Origin of the sequence: Dorea amylophila (assembly GCF_025567265.1) — a bacterium.
GTDB classification, from domain to species: Bacteria; Bacillota; Clostridia; order Lachnospirales; family Lachnospiraceae; genus Dorea_A; species Dorea_A amylophila.
The window spans coordinates 99436-125144 of the sequence record NZ_JAOQJW010000001.1 but is presented as its reverse complement, the minus strand read 5'-3'; the positions used below and the strand labels follow the sequence as shown (position 1 = coordinate 125144).

The 25709-nt window shown below is 43.9% G+C and carries 22 protein-coding genes and 1 riboswitch; of the genes, 1 reads left to right on the top strand and 21 read right to left on the bottom strand.

The features are described from left to right. Positions 1–19: 19 nt before the first annotated feature. The 21 genes from rpsB to OCV72_RS00470 form a co-directional block, all read right to left on the bottom strand. The gene (gene rpsB, locus OCV72_RS00570; RefSeq protein ID WP_028087118.1) at positions 20–754 is read right to left on the bottom strand and encodes a 30S ribosomal protein S2; all 735 of its coding nucleotides are present in this window, start codon (positions 752–754) and stop codon (positions 20–22) included. Positions 755–998: 244 nt separating this feature from the next. Next, complete coding sequence (locus OCV72_RS00565; RefSeq protein ID WP_055281099.1) at positions 999–2168, bottom strand: coiled-coil domain-containing protein; 1170 nt, start codon at positions 2166–2168, stop codon at positions 999–1001. 237 nt (positions 2169–2405) lie between these two features. Further along, entirely contained in the window at positions 2406–3932 is a 1527-nt protein-coding gene (locus tag OCV72_RS00560) for a glutamate synthase subunit beta (protein WP_055281097.1), read from the bottom strand. A 12-nt stretch (positions 3933–3944) separates the two neighbouring features. Continuing rightward, positions 3945–8480: a glutamate synthase large subunit gene (gltB, locus tag OCV72_RS00555; protein WP_055281095.1), complete on the bottom strand. Its 4536-nt coding sequence runs from the start codon at positions 8478–8480 to the stop codon at positions 3945–3947. Positions 8481–8607: 127 nt separating this feature from the next. After that, positions 8608–9579, bottom strand: coding sequence for a CPBP family intramembrane glutamic endopeptidase (locus OCV72_RS00550; RefSeq protein WP_226851264.1), 972 nt, complete (start codon positions 9577–9579; stop codon positions 8608–8610). 94 nt (positions 9580–9673) lie between these two features. Further along, a complete protein-coding gene (locus OCV72_RS00545; protein ID WP_055281090.1) occupies positions 9674–10165 on the bottom strand; it encodes a prolyl-tRNA synthetase associated domain-containing protein in 492 nt (163 codons plus the stop codon). A 14-nt stretch (positions 10166–10179) separates the two neighbouring features. Continuing rightward, entirely contained in the window at positions 10180–10734 is a 555-nt protein-coding gene (locus tag OCV72_RS00540; RefSeq protein WP_055281088.1) for a helix-turn-helix domain-containing protein, read from the bottom strand. A gap of 66 nt (positions 10735–10800) precedes the next feature. Beyond that, positions 10801–11727 carry a tRNA dihydrouridine synthase gene (locus OCV72_RS00535; protein WP_055281086.1) on the bottom strand — a complete coding sequence of 309 codons (927 nt, stop codon included), beginning with the start codon at positions 11725–11727 and terminating at the stop codon, positions 10801–10803. A gap of 2 nt (positions 11728–11729) precedes the next feature. After that, complete coding sequence (gene tsaA, locus OCV72_RS00530) at positions 11730–12434, bottom strand: tRNA (N6-threonylcarbamoyladenosine(37)-N6)-methyltransferase TrmO (protein ID WP_055281084.1); 705 nt, start codon at positions 12432–12434, stop codon at positions 11730–11732. Beyond that, a complete protein-coding gene (locus OCV72_RS00525) occupies positions 12431–13282 on the bottom strand; it encodes a deoxyribonuclease IV (RefSeq protein WP_055281082.1) in 852 nt (283 codons plus the stop codon). The genes tsaA and OCV72_RS00525 overlap by 4 nt, the downstream gene beginning before the upstream one ends. 54 nt (positions 13283–13336) lie before the next feature. Continuing rightward, a complete protein-coding gene (locus OCV72_RS00520; RefSeq protein WP_055281079.1) occupies positions 13337–14386 on the bottom strand; it encodes a sulfate/molybdate ABC transporter ATP-binding protein in 1050 nt (349 codons plus the stop codon). A 12-nt stretch (positions 14387–14398) separates the two neighbouring features. Next, entirely contained in the window at positions 14399–15103 is a 705-nt protein-coding gene (modB, locus tag OCV72_RS00515; protein ID WP_028087107.1) for a molybdate ABC transporter permease subunit, read from the bottom strand. 129 nt (positions 15104–15232) lie between these two features. Then, on the bottom strand, positions 15233–16111 hold the full coding sequence (gene modA, locus OCV72_RS00510) for a molybdate ABC transporter substrate-binding protein (protein WP_172677186.1): 879 nt from the start codon (positions 16109–16111) through the stop codon (positions 15233–15235). 63 nt (positions 16112–16174) lie between these two features. Then, entirely contained in the window at positions 16175–17143 is a 969-nt protein-coding gene (locus tag OCV72_RS00505) for an MOSC domain-containing protein (RefSeq protein ID WP_055281077.1), read from the bottom strand. A gap of 7 nt (positions 17144–17150) precedes the next feature. Beyond that, on the bottom strand, positions 17151–18116 hold the full coding sequence (gene moaA / locus OCV72_RS00500) for a GTP 3',8-cyclase MoaA (RefSeq protein WP_055281075.1): 966 nt from the start codon (positions 18114–18116) through the stop codon (positions 17151–17153). Further along, a complete protein-coding gene (gene moaC / locus OCV72_RS00495; RefSeq protein ID WP_055281073.1) occupies positions 18113–18604 on the bottom strand; it encodes a cyclic pyranopterin monophosphate synthase MoaC in 492 nt (163 codons plus the stop codon). The genes moaA and moaC overlap by 4 nt, the downstream gene beginning before the upstream one ends. A 29-nt stretch (positions 18605–18633) precedes the next feature. After that, a complete protein-coding gene (locus OCV72_RS00490) occupies positions 18634–19836 on the bottom strand; it encodes a molybdopterin molybdotransferase MoeA (RefSeq protein ID WP_055281071.1) in 1203 nt (400 codons plus the stop codon). 1 nt (position 19837) lies between these two features. Then, positions 19838–20863, bottom strand: a complete 1026-nt coding sequence (locus OCV72_RS00485) for a molybdopterin-binding protein (RefSeq protein WP_055281069.1) — start codon at positions 20861–20863, stop codon at positions 19838–19840. Positions 20864–20899: 36 nt separating this feature from the next. Next, positions 20900–22015, bottom strand: coding sequence for a molybdopterin-guanine dinucleotide biosynthesis protein B (gene mobB / locus OCV72_RS00480; protein ID WP_070099603.1), 1116 nt, complete (start codon positions 22013–22015; stop codon positions 20900–20902). Positions 22016–22139: 124 nt separating this feature from the next. Continuing rightward, a riboswitch (molybdenum cofactor riboswitch) is annotated at positions 22140–22355 on the bottom strand. A 22-nt stretch (positions 22356–22377) separates the two neighbouring features. Then, positions 22378–22995 carry a GNAT family N-acetyltransferase gene (locus tag OCV72_RS00475; protein ID WP_055281266.1) on the bottom strand — a complete coding sequence of 206 codons (618 nt, stop codon included), beginning with the start codon at positions 22993–22995 and terminating at the stop codon, positions 22378–22380. 121 nt (positions 22996–23116) lie between these two features. Beyond that, complete coding sequence (locus tag OCV72_RS00470; protein ID WP_055281065.1) at positions 23117–24751, bottom strand: class I adenylate-forming enzyme family protein; 1635 nt, start codon at positions 24749–24751, stop codon at positions 23117–23119. Between the two features lie 226 nt (positions 24752–24977). On the opposite strand from OCV72_RS00470, the gene OCV72_RS00465 reads away from it, so the two are divergent. Continuing rightward, positions 24978–25655 (top strand): YoaK family protein, encoded by a 678-nt coding sequence (locus OCV72_RS00465; RefSeq protein ID WP_055281063.1) that lies wholly within the window; start codon positions 24978–24980, stop codon positions 25653–25655. Positions 25656–25709 lie beyond the last annotated feature (54 nt).

Sequence of the window (25709 nt, the reverse complement as noted above, 5' to 3'; positions counted from 1 at the left end):
ATTATGTTTTTTAAGAATCTTATTCTTCTACTGCTTCTTCAGCTTCTTCAACATACTCTTCTTCGCCTGCAACACCCTGGTTAGCTTCTACTACAGCATCAGCCATCTTAGAAACGATCAGTTTTACAGCACGAATAGCATCGTCATTTCCAGGAATTACATAATCAAGTTCCTCTGGATCACAGTTAGTATCAGCGATACCGATAAGTGGAATTCCAAGAGTGTGTGCTTCCTGAACACAGATTCTTTCCTTCTTAGGATCTACGATAAAAATAGCATCTGGAAGTGTCTTCATGTCTTTGATTCCGCCAAGGTTCTTCTCAAGTTTATCCCATTCTTTCTTTAACTGGATAACTTCTTTCTTAGGCAGTACATCAAATGTTCCGTCTTCTGACATTCTTTCGATATCTTTCAGACGAGCGATTCTGCTCTTGATTGTCTTGAAGTTTGTAAGCATTCCTCCAAGCCATCTTTCATTTACATAGTACATTCCGCAACGTTCAGCTTCTACTTTGATAGCATCCTGAGCCTGCTTCTTAGTACCTACAAAAAGGATTGTTCCACCTTCTGCCGCGATATCAGCTACTGCCTGGTAAGCTTCATCTACTTTACCTACAGATTTCTGAAGGTCAATGATATAGATACCATTTCTCTCTGTGTAGATATAAGGAGCCATCTTAGGGTTCCATCTTCTTGTCTGATGTCCAAAGTGAACACCTGCTTCTAAAAGTTGCTTCATTGAAATAACGCTCATGTTTCTTTCCTCCATTGGTTTTTTACTTCCGCATATGTTGTTATACGTCCCCGAAACCGTCCTGTTACCAGGCTTTGGCACCATCGGGACAAGCCTATGCGTGATTTTTTGCGACTTTTTAATATTACCATAAAGGTTGTCTGTTTGCAAGGATTTTCATTTTATTTTTCTGCAAACTTTAGCATAAAAAATAAAAAACCGAAGCCAGTTACCTGATTCCGGTTTTTATTTTATTTACTTTTCATTATCTACGCACATAGATCATACCAGACTGTACCGGTCCGACTTTTACAACATCTCCCGTGTGCGGAGCATGAATCATCTGACCATTTCCGATATAAATACCACAATGTGTTGCTGTTGTTACAACATCACCAGGCTGCGGGTTACTTACTCTTGTCCATCCCATGAATGTAAGTGTTGTTCCGAGACGGGTATAGCTTCCTGTCAGACAATAGCTTACAAATCCGGAACAGTCGAAACTGTTTGGTCCGCATGCACCCCATACATAAGGTTTTCCAAGCTGGCTGTATGCTCTGCTTACGATTGAACCTCCGTTTGCATTCGTTCCACTCGTCGTAGTACTGCTGCTTGAATTGGACGGTTTTGTTACTGCTGGTGCACTTGAACTGCTTGACGAGCTGCTGCTTGTTGTATTATTTCTGTTGCTTGTAGCTGTTGAACTGCTTGTTGTATTGTTTCTATTCGATGTTGAAGCTGCATTATTATTGCTTGCTGCTGCCTGCTGTCTTTCCGCTTCTTTTGCTGCTTTTTCCGCTGCCTCTCTTGCTGCTCTTTCTGCTGCTTCTCTGGCTGCTGCTTCTGCTGCTGCCTGAATCTCTGAATCCAGATTAGCAACTTCTGCTGATTTAGAAGTAATCAGGTTATTCAGGTTATCACCCTGTTTTTCATATTCCACCTGTTTACTTTCCAATTCTTTCTGGTCTTTTTCAAGACTGTCTTTCAGATCGGAAATCTGCTGTTTTGTCTCTACATATTCCTGCAATTGTTTTCTGTCGTAGCTATGTACATTCTGAACATATTCTGCTTTACTGAGAAGATCTGTAAAGTCTTCTGATGTAACCAGTGTCTCAAATGCTGAATCATTACCGGCTTCATACATATACTTGATACGCTTCTTCATTGCTGCATACTGTTCTTTTTCTTTTTCCTGCGCAACTTCCAAATCGCCCTGTGCTTTTGTAATGTCCTCACCGGTCTGAATCAATTCACTTTCCAGTGTATTGACTTTTCCCATTAATGTTGTCAGCTGCGACTGCAAGGAACTTACTTCACTCTGCTTTGCAGCTTTTTCCTTCTTCAAATCATCGACAGACGGTGCTGCCAAAACAGGTGTTACAATCATTGAACTTGTCACCACTGCTGTGATCAATCTGATTCCGTGTTTATTCATACTCACTCTTCTTTCTTTTTGTTTTAATTATTGCTTCCCCTCAGGCGCAAGATTATTCTTTCTTCCGCATCTGATTGCTATTATAGCTCAACATAGAGCAAATTGCAACATTTTTTAATACTTTTGTAACAATTACAGGCCGGAATATATGATTCCGACCTGTTCTTTCCTATTATAATTCAGCTTTTTATTTTATGCGAGGAAATTTTTCGCCCATCCTTTTGCTGTACTTTTTCACTACTGGACATACATATTCGTATATCCCATCAAACTGATATCTACAGCTTTTGCAGCCTCGCGCCCTTCACGGATTGCCCACACAACCAGTGACTGTCCTCTGTGCATATCGCCTGCTGTGAAGACATTTTTAACGTTTGTACTATATGCTCCGGCTGCAGTCTTAACATTTGTGCGTTCATTTACTTCTACGCCAAATGCTTTGGTCACATAATCCTGACTTCCCAGGAAACCTGCTGCGATCAATACCAGATCTACATCCACCGTGTATTCACTTCCGGCCACCTCTGCCATCATCATACGGCCTGTCTTTTCATCTTTTTTCGGCTCTAATTTCACCAGAACTGCCTTGCATACTTTACCGTTTTTGTCTTTTTTGAATTCTTTGACGGTTGTCTGGTATACACGTGGGTCATGTCCAAATACGGCAGCGGCTTCCTGCTGACCGTAATCTGTCTTGCAGACTCTCGGCCACTCCGGCCAAGGATTCATCTCCGTACGTTCATCCGGAGCTTTCGGCATCATCTCAAGCTGCAGTACACTCTTGGCACCATGTCTCATCGATGTTCCCACACAGTCATTTCCTGTATCTCCTCCACCGATGACCATAACATTTTTTCCTTTTGCGGAAATGTATGTGCCTTCCTTCAGACTCAGGTCATAGGTTCCATCTGCATTCTGTTTTGCATTTTTCCAGAGTGCTTTTGTTGTTGATTTTAAGAAATCTACTGCGAAATAGATGCCTTCGGCTTCTCTTCCTGGTACTTTAATATCCCTTGGATTTGATGCACCGCAGCAAAGTACTATACGGTCAAATTCTTTTAATAATGTAGCTGCTTTCTTATCTTTTCCGATATTACATCCTGTCACAAACTGAACCCCTTCTTCTTCCATGATTGCAATCTTGCGATCAATGAACTGCTTTTCCAGTTTCATATTCGGGATACCATATCGAAGGAGTCCACCGATTTTATCTTCTCTTTCAAAGACAGTCACACTGTGTCCTCTTCTGTTCAGCATATCAGCAGTTGCAAGTCCCGACGGACCGGAACCTACAACTGCAACCTTCTTACCGGTTCTTACCTTTACCAGTTTTGCTGCTGCATAACCTTTTTTGTATGCATTTTCAATAATGCTATATTCATTCGCCTTACTTGAAACTGCATCTCCGTTCAGTCCGCATGTACATGCAGCCTCACAGAGTGCCGGACATACCCTTGATGTAAATTCCGGAAAGTTGTTCGTCTTTTTCAGTCTGTAATATGCTTCTTCCCAGTTTTCCTGAAAGATCAGATCATTCCATTCCGGTACCAGGTTGTGAAGAGGGCATCCGCTTGCCATTCCCATCAGCATCTGACCGGACTGGCAGAACGGCACGCCACATGCCATACATCTGGCTCCCTGCAGCTCCTGTTCTTCTTTTGACAGAGGTGTATGAAACTCTTTAAAATGCTTAATTCGCTCTTTTGGATCTTCAGCCATCTTATCCTGCCTGTCATAATCCATAAATCCTGTTGCTTTTCCCACTGTTCTTACCCCCTATCTTCCTTCTTTGATCGCATAAAATGCTTCTGTCTTTGCCTGTTCACTGCTCATGCCCTGTTCTTCCATCTGAAGGATGGTTGTCAGCATACGTTCATAATCAATCGGAATAATCTTCTTGAATTTCGGAAGATATTCAGTGAAGTTATCCAGAATCTTCTTACCAAGTTCCGAATTGGTATTGGCAACATGTTCTTCGATCATGCTCTTTAATTCTCCGACATCGATCTTGGTTGTCACATGTTCAATATGAACCATCTCTTTATTGACTCTTGTATAAAGATCATTTTCCATATCCAGTACATAAGCAACTCCACCGCTCATACCGGCTGCGAAGTTCTTACCTGTTCCGCCAAGGACTGCTACGCGTCCGCCTGTCATATATTCACATCCGTGATCTCCTACACCTTCTACAACTGCTGTCGCACCGGAATTACGTACTGCAAAACGTTCTCCCGCCACGCCATTGATGAATACTTTACCGCTGGTTGCCCCGTAGAGTGCCACGTTACCGATGATAATGTTTTCTTCCGCTTTATAGCGTATTCCTTTTGGTGGATATACTACAAGTTTTCCGCCGGAAAGTCCCTTTCCGAAATAGTCATTACTATCACCGGTCAGTTCCAGTGTCAGTCCTTTCGGAATAAATGCGCCGAAGGACTGTCCGCCGGCACCCTTACAATGTACCACATAGCTGTCTTCGTCCAAACCTTCCGGATATCTTCTCGTAATCTCCGAACCAAAGATTGTACCAAATGTACGGTTCGTATTTGTCACATCTATTTCAATGCTTCTCTTCTGTTTCTTCTCTACCGCCGGGAGCAATTCTCTGACCAGAACTTTTTCATCCAGAGTTTTCTCCAATTCAAAATCGAAGACTTTCTTCGGATTGAATGTCATCGGTGTCTTTGTGCCTTCATATGGATTATCGAGAATCTGTTCCAGATTCAGTGTGGCTGCACGTTCTGAAGTTGCCACTTCCTTTACTTTCAGAAGATCTGTTCTTCCAACCAGTTCATCCAGTGTACGGACACCGAATCTTGCCATATATTCTCGCAGTTCTTCTGCAATAAAACGCATAAAGTTCACGACATATTCCGGTTTTCCACGGAAACGTTTTCTCAGTTCCGGATTCTGCGTTGCCACACCGACTGGGCAGGTATCCAGATTACATACACGCATCATTACACACCCCATCGTTACCAGCGGTGCAGTTGCAAATCCGAATTCTTCTGCTCCAAGGATCGCTGCGATCGCCACATCACGACCACTCATTAGCTTACCGTCTGTCTCGATACGGACTCTTTCCCTTAAGCCATTCTGAATCAGTGTCTGATGCGTCTCTGCAAGTCCCAGTTCCCATGGAAGTCCTGCATTATGGATGGAACTTCTTGGTGCTGCCCCGGTTCCTCCGTCATATCCGGAAATCAATATCAGGCCTGCTCCCGCTTTGGCTACACCGGCTGCAACTGTACCGACACCGGCTTCTGATACCAGTTTTACTGTAATTCTCGCATCTTTGTTCGCATTTTTACAATCGTAAATGAGTTGCGCAAGATCCTCGATCGAATAGATATCATGATGTGGCGGTGGTGAGATCAGGCTGACCCCAGGTGTAGAGTGACGCGTCTTTGCAATCCACGGATATACTTTTCCGCCCGGCAGATGTCCGCCTTCTCCCGGTTTTGCCCCCTGCGCCATCTTGATCTGGATTTCCTGTGCACTTACCAGGTATCTGGATGTAACGCCAAATCGTCCGGAAGCTACCTGTTTGATTGCAGAGCATCTGTTCGTATCCAGACGTTCAATCTCCTCTCCACCTTCACCACTGTTGGATTTACCATGCAACTGGTTCATCGCAATTGCCAGTGTCTCATGCGCTTCTTTCGAGATAGAACCATAAGACATTGCTCCTGTCTTGAATCGTTTTACAATCTCGTCGACGCTTTCTACTTCTTCGATTGGAATGCCTTTCTTTGGATAGTTGAATTCTAACTGTCCACGCAGGTTGATGTGTTCTCCTTCCGCATTGACCAGCTCTGTATACTGTTTGAACATACCATAGTCACCGCGTCTGGTAGATTCCTGCAGCATATGGATCGTCTGTGGATTGTAAAGATGTCTCTCTCCGCCGCTTTTTAGTTTATGCTGTCCTACACTGTTCAGTGTCATATCCACTTCCAGTCCGAGCGGATCAAATGCCTGTGAATGACGCGCAATATAATCTGCTGCAATCTCTTCAATTCCGATTCCGCCAATTCTGCTGACAGTATCTGTAAAGTATTTGTCAATGAATTCCTGTTTTAATCCGATTGCTTCAAATATCTTTGCTCCCTGATAAGACTGGATTGTGGAGATACCCATCTTTGATGCAATCTTTACAATTCCGCTAAGTACCGCATTGTTATAATCATCCACTGCTGCGTAATAGTCTTTCTGAAGCATATCCGTATCGATCAGCTGTTTGATGGATTCGTGTGCAAGATACGGGTTGATCGCACATGCACCATAACCGATCAGTGTTGCGAAGTGATGTACCTCTCTTGGTTCTCCGGTCTCCAGAACGATTCCTACAGAAGTACGTTTCTTTGTGCGCACCAGATGCTGCTGCAGTCCGGAAAGCACCAGGAGCGAAGGCATTGCCACGTGATATTCATCTACACCTCTATCTGAGAGGATCAGAATGTTGGCTCCTTCACGGATAGCTCTGTCAACTTCAATAAACAGATAATCAATTGCCTTTTCAAGGCTCGAATTCTTGTAATAGATGGTCGGAATCTCCGCAACCTTGAATCCATCTTCTTTCATATTTTTAATTTTCAGAAGATCTGTCTCTGTAAGAATTGGATTGTTAACCTTTAACATCTTACAGTTCTCTGCTTTTTCTTCCAGAAGGTTTCCATCTTCACCAATATAAACCGTTGTAGATGTAACGACCTTCTCACGGATTGCATCGATTGGAGGGTTGGTTACCTGTGCAAAACGTTGTTTGAAATATCCAAACAGGTTCTGATGCATGTCAGATAATACCGCAAGCGGCGCATCAATACCCATGGCTGCTGTTCCTTCAGCACCATTCTTCGCCATGTTCAGGATAGAAGTCTTTACTTCTTCATATGAATAGCCGAATGCTTTCTGAAGTCTTCTGCATTCTTCTGCTGTATAAGCTGGAACCTTCTGATTCGGGATCTTCAGATCCTTTAATTCGATCAGATTGTTATCCAGCCACTCACCATAAGGCTGTCTGCTTGCATAAGTTTCTTTTAATTCTTCGTCATCAATGACTTTTCCTTTTTTGATATCTACCAGAAGCATCTTTCCCGGATGCAAACGTTCTTTCACTACAATCTTCTCCGGTGGAATATCCAGTACACCAACTTCCGAAGAAAGGATCAGCATATCATCATCCGTGATATAATACCTCGATGGACGCAGGCCATTTCTGTCAAGCACGGCTCCCATGCAGTCACCATCACTGAACAGGATAGACGCCGGACCATCCCATGGTTCCATCATAGTTGCATAATACTGATAAAAATCTTTCTTTTTCTGGGAAAGGTTTCTGTTATTTGCCCACGGTTCCGGAATTGCGATCATAACTGCCAGTGGAAGATCCATACCACTCATAACCATGAATTCAATTGCATTATCCAGCATTGCCGAATCAGAACCGCTACTATTGATTGCAGGAAGCACTTCATGAAGTTTTCCTTTCATACACTCGGATTCCATATTTTCTTCTCTGGCACGCATCTTATCCGTATTGCCGCGGATCGTGTTTATCTCGCCATTATGCACAATAAAACGGTTCGGATGCGCTCTCTCCCAGCTTGGATTCGTGTTCGTACTGAATCTGGAGTGAACCAGTGCGATTGCGGAATCATAATCCGGATCCTGCAGATCAGGGAAGAACAGTCTGAGCTGATCTACCAGAAACATTCCTTTATAAGCGATGGTACGGCTGGAAAGCGATGCCACATATGTATCATCTGCACTCTGCTCAAATACGCGCCTTACAATATACAGTTTACGGTCAAAGTCACCCCCCTGCTCTACCTTCTTAGGTCTTTCAATAAATCCCTGCATAATACATGGCATACATTCGACCGCTCTGCTTCCAAGTACGTCTGCCTTCACCGGAACTTCTCTCCATCCAAGGAAATTCATTCCTTCTTTTTTGACGATCACTTCGAATATCTTCTTTGCCTGATTTCTCTTTAATTCGTCCTGTGGAAAGAAGAACATTCCCACTCCGTAATCTCTTTCAGAACGTAAAAAGATGCCGAGAGGTTTACAGACTTTAGAGAAGAATCTGTGAGAAACTTGTAATAAGATTCCAACTCCATCACCTGTCTTACCTTCGGCATCCTTGCCAGCTCTATGTTCAAGATTTTCAACGATTTTCAATGCATTTGCCACTGTATCGTGACTTTTCTGTCCTTTGATATTAACGATCGCACCGATTCCACAGTTATCATGTTCAAATTCGGAACGATACAGTCCACGTTGCTGGACTACATTTCCTTCTTTCATACATCTGTTCCTTTCTTTTGTTTTTTCCTACTATATCACAAGGCTTTACTGTTGTAAAGATAAAAATTATTTTGAGTTGTCAGATTATTTGACTTTTTATATTCCAACCCAAAAAGAATCTGACAACTTACATTGCCAGATTCTCGTTTTCTTTCTTCTTTGTTGGTTTTTCTTCAATGCGCTGGATTATAACAAACATTGTTGATGCAACTGCTGCACAAACAACTGTAATTATACCGATCCGGATATTATCTTTCAGCATCCAGTTATAGAGTCCATATCTGGTAGCCAGCACAGATAACAGATTCATTGACATATGTGCTGCCACCGGTGCTTTCAATGAACCATATTTTTCATACACATATGCCAGCATCATCCCCAGGGCAAATCCATAGAGCATCTGCACCAGATTCACATGCAATATGCCAAATACGACGGATGAATAGACCATCGCATACACAAATGAGCTTTCCCTTTCCATTCTTCTGAAGAACAATCCTCTGAATACATATTCTTCACAGATGGGTACCAGCACTGCCAGACACACGATCTGTATTGCAAGCGGTGCCGAATACATCGCATTCATAGTTGCCTTATAATTTGCATCTATCGCTGACAGATTTCCAATGATGATCAGGTTATTCAGCCCCAAACTCATGGCAAGTGCCATAATGATCACTGCCGGATATTGCCACAACGGCGCTTTCTTATCCTGTACGATACCGGCTGTCTTCTCTTTCTTTCTGTCCCCGTGATACATAAGTGCCATAACAGGGATTGTAACAAGTGCCGACAGACCTTCTACCCATGTCGTATAGTCGATATACTTATTCAACATCTTTTCATAAAAGGCCATCAGCTTATTCTGATCAGACATCAACGCCTCTAATGCTGCCTGCGTCTGATAGTGTGTCTTCATATATGCCATCATCATGGCTGCCATGACTGCCATACCTACGCCGATTCCGATCCCCCATTTGATCAGGAGCGGTCCCCACATCTTCCAGAAACGTTTTCCCGGTGTCTCAACTGGTTTTCTCTCCTGTTCCTGGTGATAATGGTATCCCGGCTGGTCGTGTCCGTTCTGCCATTCTTCCATAGTTATCCTCACTTTCATCTGTTGCTTCGTATCATATACTGTTCTATTCTACTTCTACGTGAGGAAAGTTGCAATTAAAAAAATATAAACTTTTTTACAATTTGATCTTTACGACATCGACATCCAGATTCCATAAAAACTTATCCAGATCTTTGAATGATATGAATACTGTTGCTGTATTTTCCAACGGATGGATTCCCATACTTTTACATCTGCTTAAATTTTTATCGATGAAAAATTCTACCGCATGCTCGGTATCATTCATCAGCGCAAACGGAGTTACGCTCCCCTGCTTTACGCCAAGATATTTCTCCAGGCGTTCTTCGGATGCAAAGCTTAGATTTCCTGCTCCAAGCTGTCTTCCGAGCGTCTTTAAGTCTACTTTTGTCTTCTCATCTGCTGTGATCAGGAAGTGTCTCTTTCCTTTGGAATCTCTCAGGAATAAGTTCTTGCATAAAGTTCCTTTTTCCGGGAGTCCCAGCCGGTCCATATCCTCCATCGTATGTACGGGTTCATGCTCTACCACCTCGTACTTAATTCCCATCTTGTTTAACGCATCATATACACGCTGTTTCTGGTCTTCCATGCTGTTTCTCCTTTCTAATTCGGGTAATGTACTACGATATTCGCAGTCACCGTTCCCTTTCCTGTGTTCTTATACACGTAATCATCAAAAGCATTATACGAAGCCGCATCGCCGGCTCTCAATACATATTCCTGGTCTTTAAAAATCAGTGTCAGTTCACCGGAATACACGGTAATGAATTCTCTCGTACCATTCATCTGACGATTCGCCTGCATCATTCCGTTCTCATCAAATTCCAAGTCAAAGATTTCAAAATCCTGTCCCTCCCGGAAACTGAAGATCGGATAAAGGCGGTATCTTCCATCATCCCCCGCCAAAGGTTCTACTCCTTTCTTCCCGGTTTCAAAGAATGGCTGTGGTTTGTCTGCGGTAAATGCAGTAACCGGTACCTTTAATCCCAATGCCAGTTTATACACTGTTGATATCGTAGGATTGACTTCTCCTCTTTCCAGCTGGCTCAACATACTTTTGCTGATTGTGGTAAGGGATGACACTTGTTCCAGACTCAGTCCTTTTCCTTTCCTGATATCTTTCAGATTCTCTGCGATCAACTCATTCAAATGATCCAATTCATGCCCCTCCCTTTTTCAAAATTCCTGTATATAGAATTTTTATCTATTATATTGCATACGTTTTCAAAAGTAAAGGATTTCTTCTACAGCTACTTCATAGCGGTCCAGTTTCTCTGCCTTCCGGATCTTTTTTAACTGTTTTTCTTTATCCTGGAACAAAGTTCCAAGATAACACCAGAGTTCTTTCATCTTGAACAACACATTCTTATCCCCACTGCTTACCTCCTGGTAATCCTGAAAAATCTGGTCATGGAATGCCCTTAATTTCTTCACATCAATTCTTCCGCCACCGGATTCGATAATATCTGTCAGTTCCGGATTCCTCAGGATTCCACGCCCCAACATAACACAGGATATCTCCGGAAACCGTTTTTTTAACCTTTCCATATCCTCAACTGTAAAGATATCGCCGTTATAACACAATGGATGCCTGCATTCTTTCACTGCGTCCGCAAATGCATCCAGATCTGGATGGCCTTTATAAAACTGCTGCTGCACCCTGGGATGCACGATCAGTTCTTCCACCGGATATTTATTATAAATATCCAGAAGCTGTCCCCACTCATCGGCGTCATATTTTCCGATTCTTGTCTTAATAGAGATCTTTACATCCGCTTTCGCATAGATCTCATCTAGGAACCGTTCCAACTTCTCTGTATGGATCAGGAATCCGGATCCCCGCCCTTTCGATACTACGGTCTTCGACGGGCATCCAAGATTCAGGTTCACCTCGTCATATCCATACATCTTTAACTTTTCTACTGTATCCAAAAAACCTTTTGCATCATTTGCCAGGATCTGTGGCACCAGATACATGTCCGGATTGTGTTCCGGCAAAATATCATTCTTCTCCCGTGTATTAAAATCCTTTTTGGTATGCGGCACCAGAAACGGTGTGAAATATTTCTCCATCGGACGGTAATGTGTGTGATATGCCCTCCGGTATATGTAAGTTGTGATTCCTTCTAATGGCGCAAGATAGTACTTCACCTTTATGTCCTCCTGATTGTCTTCCTATTATTGCTCTGTCCGATCTCACAGACCGTCAACACGCAGTCTTTCACCCGGAATTTGATTTCGTATCCGGCATATTCCATTCCATACACCCTGTCCGGGTCATTCTGATAAGATGGTCTCGGATCACCGGCAAGAATCTGCCTCACACATTCCCTGTGCTCCTCCGGCAGTTTTGACAGATAGATTTCCGGAATCTCTACCTCTAATGCATAATTCTTTACCACATCAGCGAATCCGCCTCTGGCATCCGGTACACAATCCGCATATGGAAGATATGGTTTGATATCGAAGATTGGTGTTCCATCCATCAGATCTGCCCCTTCCACTTCAATAACCATTCCTTTTTCCGGATGCTTTTTAATTCCGGTCAGCTTCACACAGGATAATCCAATCGGATTCGGACGGAACGGTGATCTGGTTGCAAACACACCGCACCGTTTATTCCCCCCAAGCCGCGGCGGACGCACGGTCGGACTCCAGCCTGTTCTGACAGTCTCTGAAAACTCCCAGATCAGCCACAGATGTGAACATTCTTCGAGTCCTTTTAGTGCCTCTTCTTTGCGGTATTCCGGTTCGAATACAATAGTTCCTTTCGTATTCACAAGTCCCGACTGTCTCGGAATCCCGAATTTTGTCGGAAAGTCTGTTTGGATTTTTGCTATATATTTCAGTGCTTTCAAATATGTTCGCTCCTTGTTTCCCCCAGATACTCTTTTAATCTGGCAATTTCATCTTTGTGTCCGGCATCATCAAGCGGTGTCTCCAGATAGAATGGAAGATCTTTTAGCTTTGGATAACGCATCACATTCAGAAGAGCTTCCAATCCGATCTCTCCATCTCCGATCACTGCATGACGGTCCTTTCTGGAATCAAACGGCATCATACTGTCATTTAGATGGACAGCTCTTAAAAGCGGCAGTCCCAGTATCCGGTCAAATTCTTCCAGCACTCCATCCAGATTATGAACAATATCATATCCCGCCGCAAACACATGACAGGTATCTAGACAGATTCCGATCCTTTCCGGATGCTGCACACCGTCCCGGATCTCTTTTAGCTGTTCAAACCGGTAACCGATCTCTGTACCCTTTCCACTCATCGTTTCCAGTAAAACCGTAATGTTCTCCGAACCTGTAATTGCCTGATCCAGTCCACGGATGATATAGGCAATTCCCGCTTCTTCTCCAATCCCGGTATGACTGCCCGGATGGAATACCAGATTTTCTATCTGCAATTCATCCATACGTCTGATATCTTCCCGTATCACCGTACAGGCAAATTCATACGTTTTTTCTGTTGCACTCGCCAGATTCATCGTATACGGTGCATGTGCGAGAACCGGACCGAATGCATGATCTTTCCGTATCTTCTGGAATCTTTCTATTTCTTCCGGCAGATACGTTTTATAACTTGATCCTCTTGGATTCCTGCTGAATATCTGCATGGTATCAGCATTCATCTTTACTACGTTTTCCGCAGTTTTTGCAAGTCCTCCTGCGATGGACATGTGTGTTCCGATTGTATACATTATTTTCCTCCATAGAATCATCTTAAAACTCTGATGCTCATTATAACATGCTTTCTATTTCAGCAAAAGAATCTCTTTTTCCGGCAGTTTCAAATAATCCGGAATTCCTTTTTCTTCCAGTTCTGCCCAGAGGGTTTTCTGTACATACCAGCAGATATCGTCGCTTTCTTCCGTCTCTCCTTTTAAGAAATATTTCCATTCGAATGGAAATTCTGCCTTTCCTTTTACCTTAACCGGAATACAGTTGTCTTCTCTTTCTCCCCATACCGGAATGAACTCGTGGGCGCGGAGCCCGATATGGGTGATATCCACATCTATCATCTGTTTCAGATGAAGACAGGTTCCCCAGTCCGGAATCCTGACATGATGTGCATCCAGACGTTCTGCCGGAACAATATTCTTACACCCGGTAAGTCTTGCAGCTTCTACCTTCTTTGGATGGTCAAATATCTCCTTTGTATCACCATAACAGATCTGCTTCCCGTCATCGATAACAAGAAGTTCTTCGCTGAACCGGTAGATTTCATCCCTGCTGTGGGACACCAGGATCACCGTCCCGTCATAATCACTCAAAAGTTCCATCATCTCCTGCTGCAGACGGTCTTTCAAGAAGACATCCAGTGCCGAAAACGGTTCATCAAGAAGGATGACGGACGGCTCATATGCCATAATCCTCGCCAGTGCAACTCTCTGCTGCTGACCACCGGAAAGCTCTCTCGGAAGTCTTTTTTCCAGCCCCTCCAGGCGGAAATGCCGTATCATCTTCTCTACCTGTTCCTGCTTCTTCTTTTTATCACCGGAAAGTCCGGCTCCTACATTCTGTGCCACGGTCATTGCAGGGAATAATGCATAGTTCTGGAACATATAACCGACATTTCTTTTCTGTGGTTTTAAACACGTTCCGGAATCGGAATCATACAGGATATGCTCTCCAATCCTGATATAGCCATTGTCCGGATGTTCAATTCCCGCAATGCTTTTCAAAGTCAGACTCTTGCCGCTTCCGGAAGCCCCAAGGATTCCGATTCTCTTCTTCATGGATTTCCAGTAGACATCCAGTTCATATTCTCCAAACTTCTTATGTATCTTTACTTCCATCGACATCTGTCTTTCCTCCTACCATCTCCGGATATTCTTCATATTCCGGCCTGTCACCAGATTCATGAGGAATATCAGCACAAATGCAACCAGCATAATGATCACAACCCAGATTCCGGCTGTCATGTAATCACCATCCTGGATAACCATTGCAATCCTCTGGGAAATGGTTCCCGTCTTTCCCGGAATATTGCCTGCAAGCATGGACGTTGCACCGTATTCTCCCAGCGCTCTTGCGAATGTCAGGATTGTTCCTGCCACAAGGCCCGGTCCTGCAGAAGGAACCGCAACCTTCCAGAATATCTTATATTCCGGCATGCCAAGTGTCCTTGCCGCATGGATCAGATTTACATCGATCTGTTCGAATGCCGCTCTTGCATTTCTATACATCAGCGGAAATGCGATCACCGTTGCTGCGATGATACAGCCTGCCCAAGTCTGTACAACCTTGATACCAAACTCCTCATACAGCAGAATTCCAAACGGACGTCTTCTGCTGAACAGAAGAAGCAGGAAGAATCCTGCTGCCGTTGGCGGCAGTACCATCGGCAGTGTCAGGATTCCATCTGCAATTGCTTTCACTTTCGGACCTGCCTTGATCACTTTTCTCGCAGCAAACAGACCAAGGAAAAATGAGAATATCGTTGCAACAATTCCTGTCTTCAATGATACATACAACGGACTGTAGTCCAGTCCCTTTAATATCTCTATCACTGCATCCATGTATTTTCCTCCTCGTATTTCATCTATTGCATCTATTACATACTTTATCTGTAATATACTTTGATAAACAGAAAACATGCAGCCGTAACCGTCTGCATATTTTCTGTGTTTGTACTCCTATAGATTTTCTTATCTTTCTACATCTGTATCAAAGTAGTATGCATCAAAGACTTTCTTGGCCTTATCAGATAATACAAATTTGTAGAAGTCTTTTGCTGCTACAGTCTGTGTCTTATCTGCCTCATCATTCTGTACCTGGCAGATTGGATAGATAACATCACCTGTCAGATCATAGCTTACTGTCTGAAGGATATCGAGTTTGTCTTCATATCCGTAAGTATCTGAATAGTATGTTGTTCCCACTTCGCAGGATCCTTCTGCTACTGCTGTAAGTACTTTACTTACATTGTCTTCCTCACTGATCTCAACTCCACCGAGTGCCTGTGATACCTGGACTGTTGTAATGGCATCTACTTCCCCGTCTGTTTTTAATGTTCCGAGATTTACAAGTGCCTGTCTTGTATACTTTCCGACCGGAACGCTTCCTCCTGCAAGTGCAATACTTTTGGCATCTTTCAAATTCTCAAGCCCTGTCACCTTTGTTCCGCTGTCCTTTAGAGATATAACTACTACCTGGTTGTTCAGGACGTTTGCTCTTGTTCCGTCTACTACCAGTCCGTCTGCTTCGAGCTGATCCATCTGCTTCTGTGCTGCCGAGAAGAACAAGTCGCACTCATATCCTTCTTCAATCTGTGTCAGAAGCGTTCCCGAACTGTCTGCGTTGAAGGTGATCTTCACTTCCGGATGATCTTCGTTATACTCTTTAGCAAGTTCTGTCATAACTGTATTCAGACTTGCTGCGATGAATACCTGGATCTCCGTCTCTTTTTTGCTGTCATCTGCTGCCTTTTCTTCTGTCTTTTTGTTTCCTCCGCATGCTGCCAGTGAGACTACCATCACTCCCGCCAGAAGGACAGCTGCGATTCTCTTTACTATCTGGTTTCTCATAATACTTTCTCTTCCTGTTCTTGTGTTTTTATAAGTTTACCAGTTGCTATATCTGCACCAGGATTATTTTCTGCCACATTCCTGTACATTTCCCCGCAGAACATCCAGTCCGTGAGGAAGTCTCGGAAGAATATACTCCAATGCTTCCGTCACTGCTTTCGGACTTCCCGGAAGATTGATGATCAGTGTCTTCTTCCGAATTCCCGATACTGCCCGGCTAAACATCGCACGGTCTGTAACCGTCATGGAATAATTCCGGATCGCATCTGCAATTCCGTTTGCCATGCGGTCACAGACTGCACAAGTAGCTTCCGGCGTTACATCCCTTGGTGCGAATCCCGTTCCACCTGTTGTCAGGATCAGATCAAGCTGCCTTTGATCTGCCAGACGAATCAGCTGCTTTTTCAGTCCTTCTTCGCCGTCTGGCAGAAGAAGTGTCTCTTTTATATCAAATCTGATATGTTCTTTTTCTTCACTTTCTCTTAGCATCTTTTCAACCGCCGGACCGCTTAAGTCTTCCCTCTCCCCGGCAAATGCTTTATCACTCAGTGTGATCACCGCAGTGCTGTATGGCCGGTTTGCCTGCGGCATTCTGACTTCTACACTGTCACCCACACAGATGTTTCCACCTTCCAGCACTTCTGCAAAAATTCCTTCTCTCGGCATGATACAGTCTCCCATCCGCCGATAGATTGCACAATGGCTGTGACATTCTTTTCCAATCTGTGTAACTTTCAGTCTGACAGTATCCCCGATCCGTATCTCGGAATCTACCGGAACATTTCTCAAGTCGAATCCCTCTATGATCAGATTCTCTCCAAATGCCCCGAAATCCACATCTGCTCCCTGTTCCCGGAACGCTTCAATCTTCTCCAGTGCAAGGAGGCTGATCTGTCTGTGCCATTTCCCGCCGTGTGCATCTTCTTCGATTCCCCAGTCCGGTACGATCCTGGCAGACTCTACCGGATACTTGGCAGTTCCTCTTTTTTTGCTGATACAGATTCCTCTGACTACGCCTTTCTTCTGATCCATCCTGTTTTTATCCTCCAATCTGTGCCATCTGATGTGCTTCTGTAATCTCCCCCGGCTTTTCAAAACAATGTGCCGCCGGCTTATTCTCTATGGCATGCTTTATCTGTTCTCTTATCTCATCATCTGTTCCGCTTTTCAGTAATTCTTTAAGCGGATATATATCCCCGTAGCACAGACACGGCTTCAGGTCTCCGGTTGAAGTCAGCCGTATGCGGTTACAGGTGTTGCAGAATTTACCGTGCATCGCACTAATGAATCCGATGCTTCCTTCAAATCCCGGGATCCGGTAATATACCGCAGGTCCGTTTCCATGTATTTCCGGATCTATCCGGATATCCGGATACTCTTTCTTTATTTCATCCAGTAATTCCAGATTCGATACACCTGTATTCCTCTTTCCACAGCCAATCGGCATCAATTCTATAAACCTGACATCTACCGGCAGTTTCTCTGCCAGTTTTACCAGTGCTCTCCATTCCTGTCTGTCACCGGCATCCTGCAACACACTGTTTACTTTGGTCCGTATTCCACTTTCTGCCGAAGCCTCCACTGCTTCCAGCACAGTATCACAGGCATCTGTTCCGGTGATCTTGTAGTACTTTTTATGATCCAGTGTATCCAGGCTGATATTTATCCCATCCAGTCCGGCATCCTTTAATGCTTTCAGGTTTTCTTTCAATAGGACGCCGTTTGTCGTCATCGTCACCTGGATGATACCCGGAATCTCTTTTATCATTCCGATCAGATCCACACAACCTTTTCTTACCAGCGGCTCTCCTCCTGTAATCTTGATCTTCCGGATTCCAAGCTCTTCTGCAAGCGTGCATATTTTTTTAATTTCTTCGTATGTGAGGATCTCAGACATAGCTACCTGCGTAATTCCATCCGGCATACAGTACCTGCATCTCAAATTACACCGGTCCGTAATGGAGATCCTCATATAATCAATTGTTCTTCCGGCAGCATCGATCATATGTTCTTCTCCTGTCCGGCTTTCCACACTCCACTTTTTCCACCTGTTTTCTCCAACAGCCGGATATCCTTCATGCACATACCTTTATCCACTGCTTTACACATATCGTAGATAGTAAGCAGTGCTACCTGTACACCGGTGAGCGCTTCCATCTCTACACCGGTCTTTCCGACTGTCTTCGCTGTACAGCATGCTTCAATTTCACAGGCTGCCTCTATATATTCAAATTCTATCATAACCTTGCTCAGATTCAGGATGTGGCACAGCGGAATCAACTCCGATGTTCTCTTAGCTCCCATGATTCCTGCAATTCTGGCCGTTCCAAGAACGTCTCCTTTTTTCATTCCGCCTGTTTTCACTTTTTCGAAACACTCCTGCGACATTGAGATTCTTCCCATTGCCGTTGCTTCACGCACTGTGTCTGATTTTTCACTGACATCAACCATCACTGCATGTCCCTGTTCATTAAAATGCGTAAATTCTCCCATGATTACTCCTTTTTACTATGTGATTCTGCTTATATCCTGATTACCCGAACGACTTCTCCTTCTGCATACGTCCGTTCACCTTCCGGAAAAATCACCAGGCAGTTACTTCCGATTCCGTTCTTAAGCTGACCGTTTTTCTGGATCTGTGGTAGATATACACCGCTTTCATCACATCTTCCTTTTACAATCCGTTTCATTTTACCTGTCTTTACAAATGTCTGTTTCAATGCTTTCATCTGATTTTTCTGCAAATACCTGCTGGCTTCCATATCTGTCAGATAGCCGCCGGCTAATACTTCAAATAACGCTTCCACAGCAAATGGATTGCCTGAAAGCGACAGAACCGGAGTTCCCTTCACCATCGAAAGCATCGTCGGCATTCCGGGTTTTACCTGTATCCCATGAAATAACACGTTTCCGGTTAGATTTTCTATGACACCCGGCAGAAGGTCTTTCTCTCCTACCGACACACCTCCGGTTGTAAGGATCAGATCTGCTTCTTTCCATGCTTCTCTGATCTCATCTGCAATTTTACTTTGGTCATCTCCTGCTGTCTGATACCGTACTACCTCGCAGTCCATCTCTCTTAACCTTGTACACAGCCAGATTCCATTCGCATCGTAGATTTTTCCCGGCTGCAGTGGTGTCTCTGTATTCTGTAGTTCATCACCCGTTGTGATCACCGCTGCCTTCAGTCTTTTGTACACCGTAAGGTTTCTTACTCCTGCTGCCGTGACAGCTGCCAGCAGATAAGAATCTACCGGGGTTCCGGCTTCTGCCAGCAAATCTCCTGCCGAAAAATCTTCTCCCGCCGGGCAGTAATTTTCTCCGGGCTTCGCATTATGATATATCCGGACTGCTCTTTCGTCCCATTCTGCATCTTCCTGCTTTACCACACAGTCTGCGCCTTCCGGTATCATCGCACCGGTCATGATCCGTACTGCCTGATACGACTTTAGCACAAGTTCCGTCTCCTGTCCGGCACACACGCACCCTGTAACTTCTAATGTAACCGGATGCTGTATATCCGCCCTGCATATATCTCGGCCTCTCAATGCGAATCCATCCATTGCGGATCTTGGAAACGGCGGCTGTGTCACTGCCGCATATACCGGCTTTGCCAGAATCTGTCCCAGACAGTCTGCCGACCGCTTTTCTTCTTTTTTTCTTACAGGCATGCAGGTTTTAAACAACTCCTGCGCCTGTTCAAGTGTTACTCTGGATGGCCGCACTTTATGTCTCCTTTCCAAATGGGCAGACCGGATAATGGCATTCCCTGCATCCCAGGCAGAGTCCTCCATGTCCCATCCGGATAATCGCTTTCCGGTCAATCCGGACTCCTGCCGCTATTCTCGGAAGGATCAGGTCGAATACCGTCGCCTTTGCATACATCACACACCCCGGAAGTCCGACAATCGGTGTCCCGTCCTCAAAATATCCAAGACACAACATTGCCCCAGGAAGTGTCGGTGCTCCATAGGTTACAATCCCGGCTCCGGAAGCTTTGATCGCCCCCGGCGTCTTATCATCCGGATCAACACTCATTCCTCCTGTACAGATAATCAGATCCACTCCTGATTTCTTCATATCTGCAATCGCCTGTGTAATCATCTCTATATCATCACTGCACAGCACATGTTTTATCATCTGTATCCCGAATGCTTCCAGTTTCTTTTCTACTACCGGCGTAAACTGATCCTTGATCAGGCCTTTATAGACTTCACTTCCTGTCGTGATCACACCTGCAGTCTTTAATTTCCACGGTGTCACCTTCAATAATGGTTCTTTCCCCGCTGCTTTTTCTGCTTCTTCCAGTTTCTTTTCATCTATGACCAGCGGAATCACACGCATTCCCGCAAGCTTGTCTCCTTTTCTCACTGCCATATTCGTATGTCTGGTCGCGATCATGATCTCATCGACACTGTTCACATCATATAAACGCCCGACATCCACTTGAAATAAACCGTCAATATCCGCAATCAATTCAATCTTTCCTTCTTTTACTTCCGACGGATGCATATTTTCATTCTGTGCGATCTTACGCAGGCGTTCCGCACCTTCATCTTCATGAAGCATTCCATCTGTCTTCTCCCAGACATACAGATGTTCTTTCCCAATCGAAAGCAATACCGGAATATCTTCTTCTGTGACAACATGGCCCTTCCGAAATCTTGCATCTTTCGTTACTCCCGGAATGATCTGTGTCATGTCGTGACATAATACATGTCCTGCTGCATCTTCTGTTCTGATCAGTCTCATATTTTTCTCCTCATTTTCTTTTTGTTTACATTATTATCATGATATATTCTGTATATAGCGGAATAAAAAATCTGCCGTTTTCTCTATCTCTTCCAATGTGAAGACATTTTCGCAATCCAGAATCTCCACATCACTGATCACTGCCAGACATTCTTCTGGCAATAGCGGCATGGTTTTTCCGGTCCCCTTCCGGTGCAGCATAATCTTCGGCCATGGTCCTTGTTTAAATCCTTCCGTCAGGATCAGATCTACTCCGTCTATCTTTTTCAGAAATTTCTCCGGATCTGTCTGCCTGTTTTCCATCAATACCGCTTTTTCCGATGAGATCAGTCCCGTCACATCTGCCCCGGCTTTTGTGAAACGGTCACTGTCTTTTCCTTCGTGGTCAATTTCAAATCGGTGTCCGTCATGTTTCACAATTGCGATCTTAAGTCCCCGTGCTTTCAGCTTTGGAATTAATCTTTCCAAAAATGTCGTCTTACCGGTGCCGGAATATGCGACAAAAGATACAATCGGAATATCTGTGTGCAGTTTTTTTTCCGGACTGACTTCTAATCTTTCTGTAAACGTCTGATATTCCTCCCTGGTATTGATATTTTGGAATTTACGGCTTCCATCCGTCAATCCTTCTACAGCTACATAACACACTCTCAGACGCCCCAGCAGGTGCTTTACCTTCAAATCTCCGGATCCCATCTGTTCTTTCAGAATCTCCAGTATAGATTTCCGATACCATGCACAGAGAACGTATTTCTTTCCGGTTCTGTCTACCGGGATTACTGCATCGATTCCATCTGTCAGATAATGTTCCAGTTCCTGTGCCGTATCCCAGTTAACCAACGGCATATCACAGGACATTACCCAGACCTTATCATAACTGCATTCTTCCAACACCGAGCAGAGTCCCATAAGCGGACCCTTATCCGCTTCCCGGTCTTCGATATGCCTTGCTCCTATCTCAGGATAATCCCGCCGGTCTTTTACCGAGAGCAATATCTCATCTGCGTCTTTTAGATTTTTCTCTATCTGTTGTAAAAATGTCTTCTTCCCAATCAAAAGTCCTGCTTTATCCTGATTCATCCGGGTGCTTTTCCCTCCGCAAAGTATCACTGCGCTGGATCCGGACTTTATCTTATCCAATTCTTCATTCATAATATAAAAAACCTGCTCTTTCCGAAAAAAGAGCAGGCAGACACAGAGAACTTGCCATATATTCAAAAAATCTGCCACTGGCAGTTCTTTACAGATGCTTGGACATCCGGCAACTTCTCTTGTATATCTCAGGTGCTGCTCTCCTTTCCAAATATGCGGGAGGCAGATACGTTTCCACATCTACCCTGAGGAACTGACATATCTGCCGTTCCTGGCCAACATCCCATCATCACAATTCTTTTATTATGTCTGATTTTGATTTCATTTTGCATACATCAACGTCTCAGATATGATACTTTATGTGATCTTAGGTATGAAGGCTTCGGAGAAACCTTGTATTTTCACTTATTTTAACATGCATATTATAAACGTAGTTCTCCGTTCTGTAAAGAAATATCTCTCACAATCTCCGGAAAAGCAATCACCGGCGGCTGATCTGCCACGTGCTCTCCAATCTCTTTTTCCATCCACGCCAGATTATACCACCTGTGGAATTTATAACCACAGTTTGTAAACCAGCCGACCATACGATATCCCAGATGTTCATGATAACGAATACTTGCATTGGTCAAATATTCATCTTCTATTTCCGTACAGGCGATACACGCATTCATATTCAGTACATTTTGCCTCTTTAATATCTTCTCTAGCTTATCATACAGTGCTGTTCCGATTCCCATTCCTTTTTTATTTTGGTCCACATAGATAGATGTCTCTACATTCCATCCACCTGCCGGTCTGTCGTGAAAGGCACTTGCATATGCATATCCGCATATTTCCCCATTTAACTCTGCCACAAGATATGGATATCTCTCCAGCACGCGTCTGATTCTTCCTCGGAATTCTTCCACGGTCGGCACATCATACTCATATGTAATAACTGTGTGCTCGATATAAGGCGCATAGATTGCAAGCAGTGCTTCCGCATCTTCCTCTTTTGCAATTCGGATCTTCATTTCTTTTTTCTCATTCTGATTCATTCTATCTTCAGCTCCAGTCTGCTTATTTTTCATTCTCACTATTATAAACACGTCTGTAAAAAAATGTCATCTCCCTACAAAGTTTTCCTTGCAAAAGAAATGACATTTCTGATACTTTTCATTATCCCTGGTTCTGTGCTGCAACCAGCTGTGTTGCTCCGTATTTCGCACGAAGCTTTGGTTTTTCAATCTTTCCGGTAGGATTACGTGGGACATCTGCAAATATAATCTTCCGTGGTCTCTTATATCTTGGAAGCTTCTTACAGAATTCCTGAATATCCTCTTCCGTACATTCTACTCCCGGCTTCAGTTCAATGATCGCCGCAGATATCTCGCCCAGTCTGTGATCAGCAAGCCCGATAACAGCTACATCCAGAATTGCCTCGTTGGTACGCAGGAAATCTTCGATCTGCACCGGATAGATATTCTCACCGCCACTGATGATAACATCTTTCTTACGGTCAACCAGAAAGATAAAGCCATCTTCATCTTCCATCGCCATATCTCCGGTATATAACCATCCATCATGCAGAACTTCTGCGGTTGCTCTTGGATCTCTGTAATAACAGGTCATGACTCCAGGTCCTTTGACTGCAAGTTCTCCGGTCTCGCCCTGTTTTACAGGCTCACCCTGTTCATCAATAATCTTCGTTTCCCATCCATATCCGGCTTTTCCGATAGCTCCTACTTTATCAATATTGTCCACTCCAAGATGTACACATCCAGGTCCGATAGACTCACTCAGACCATAGTTCGTGTCGTATTTGTGATTTGGGAAGTATTCTTTCCAATGTTTGATCAGACTTGGCGGTACCGGTTGTGCTCCGATATGCATCAGTCTCCACTGCTCCAGATCATAATCTGCAATGTCCAGTTCTTTGTTGTCAAGTGCAAGCAGAAGATCCTGCGCCCATGGTACTAACAGCCATACGATTGTACAGTGTTCTTCAGATACAGCCTGTAAAATTGTCTTTGGACTTGTTCCTTTTAACAATACTGCCTTTCCACCAGTCAGAAGACTGCCAAACCAGTGCATCTTGGCTCCGGTATGATACAACGGCGGAATACACAAAAACACATCGTCTTTTGTCTGACCGTGATGATTCTGTTCTGCTTTTGCCGCATGCATCAACGATTCATGATTATGCAGGATTGCCTTCGGAAATCCTGTTGTTCCGGATGAAAAATAAATAGCTGCATCGTCATCGTCGTTCACATCAATCTTAGGTGACTGACTGGAGCAGTTAGCTGTATGCGCATTGTAATCCTCCGCAAAACCGGGACATCCGTCTCCTACAAAATATAACAGACGTCCTTTACTGATCTCGTCTGCAATCTCCTCTACTCGTCCGATGAACTCCGGCCCAAATACCAGAATATCTATCTCTGCAAGTTCTACACAATACTTAATCTCATCCGCAGAATAACGGAAATTCAAAGGTACCGCCAGTGCTCCGGTCTTCAGGATTCCGAAATAGATTGGCAGCCATTCCAGACAGTTCATCAGGAGAATCCCCACTTTTTCTCCTTTTTTTATTCCTCTTTCAACCAGCAGATTGGCAAATCTATTTGCCTTTTCGTTAAATACATTCCATGTAATTTCTCTTCTGTAATAAGCTGCACGGGATGGTTCAATCAGGTCAAACTCCTTCCATGTAGTTCTTTTTGTCTCCGGCATCTCCGGATTGATCTCTACCAGCGCAACATCGTCTCCGTACAGGCGGCAGTTTTTCTCCAATATATCTGTAATCGGCATTGGAAAATTCCCCTTTCGTGTTCATTTCATATTTATTATGTTTTATATGATTCTTAGCGTCTTTGGCTTTCGTACTTTAACGCTTTTATTCATTAAAGTCTATAATACTCAACTTTCCTTCAAATGTCAATCTATATTTGTATTATTTTCCATTCAATCGAATTTTTCTGCACTTTTGTTTGATTTTTCTGTTTCCCCAGCCTATAATAGGCAACGGGTGATAAAAATGAATTGGATACATAATCATAAACGCGCATTACTGCACATAAACCTTGCATTTATCGGCGGACTGACCGGTGTCTACGCCATCTTAGTCCGCGGTGGTAACTTCGGTGCCGCACAGACCATGAATCTGATTGAAATGATCTTAAATTTTGCTGAAATGAATCTGACAGATGCTTTTCTGCGTCTGGCGATTTTTATTTTATATGGTCTTGCAATCATTGCAGCTTTCTTAATCGGGGAACGTTTTTCCTCCGTAAAATCTTATATCGCGCTGGTGATAGAAACTGTCTGTGTATGGATTGCCGGAATCATTCCGTCATCCGTTCATCCATTGATCGCACTGTTCCCTGTATTCATCCTGAATGCATACCAGTGGCAGACGTTTACTACTCCGGAATGTTATAACAGTTCCACCATCTTTTCGACAAATAACTACAAACAGACCATTCTTGCGTGGATGAGATATCATATGACTCATGATCAGTCACAGAAAAAACGCGCATGGCTTTTTACAGGTACACTAATTTTCTTCCATCTAGGAGTTCTTGCCGGATATTTTGCAGTAAAGCACGCCGGAATTCATGGAATATGGTTTACATTCGTGCCGCTCATTACAGCCACCTGTCTGGTGCTTCCGATTGGTGAGGCAGAGATACTTGAGGCTGATGTTGGGATTTAATTCAGGAAGGCTGTGGCTACCCGAAGCTTTATTCCGTGTGTATCAAATGCCTTA